The 545-nt window shown below is 72.1% G+C and carries 1 protein-coding gene; it reads left to right on the top strand.

Going from position 1 to position 545, the window contains the following annotated elements:
- On the top strand, nt 1-545 hold a 545-nt coding region (locus LK10_RS11510; RefSeq protein WP_043123802.1), incomplete at both ends, for an LGFP repeat-containing protein.

The raw sequence follows: 545 nt of genomic DNA on the forward strand, positions 1-545 counted from the left end.
CGCATGGGGCGATCCGGGGGGAGTGGGCTGCGCTGGGGTTCGAGAACGGTGTGATGGGGTACCCGTCCACGGACGAGGTCGGGGGCCTGCGCAGCGGCGGGGTGTACCAGAACTATGACGGCGGGGCGATCATCTGGTCCCCGGCCACGGGGGCGCATGAGTCCCTGGGCGCGATCCGGGGGGTGTGGCAGCAGCTCGGGTTCGAGGGCGGGGTGCTGGGCTACCCGACGACCGAGGTCGTCACGGGGCTGGTGAACGGGGGGTCGTACCAGAACTACCAGGGCGGGGCGATCGTGTCCTCCCCGGCCTCGGGCACCCATGAGTCGATCGGGGCCATCCGCGCCGAGTGGCAGTCCACCGGGTTCGAACGCGGCGTCCTGGGCTACCCCACGACGGAGGTCGTGACCGGGCTGGTGAACGGGGGCTCGTACCAGAACTACCAGGGCGGGGCGATCGTGTCCTCCCCGGCCTCGGGCACCCACGAGTCCTACGGCCCGATCCGGGCCGCCTGGCAGTCCACCGGGTTCGAACGCGGCGTCCTGGGC

It is taken from the genome of Sinomonas humi (genome assembly GCF_000802235.1).
GTDB classification, from domain to species: Bacteria; Actinomycetota; Actinomycetes; order Actinomycetales; family Micrococcaceae; genus Sinomonas; species Sinomonas humi.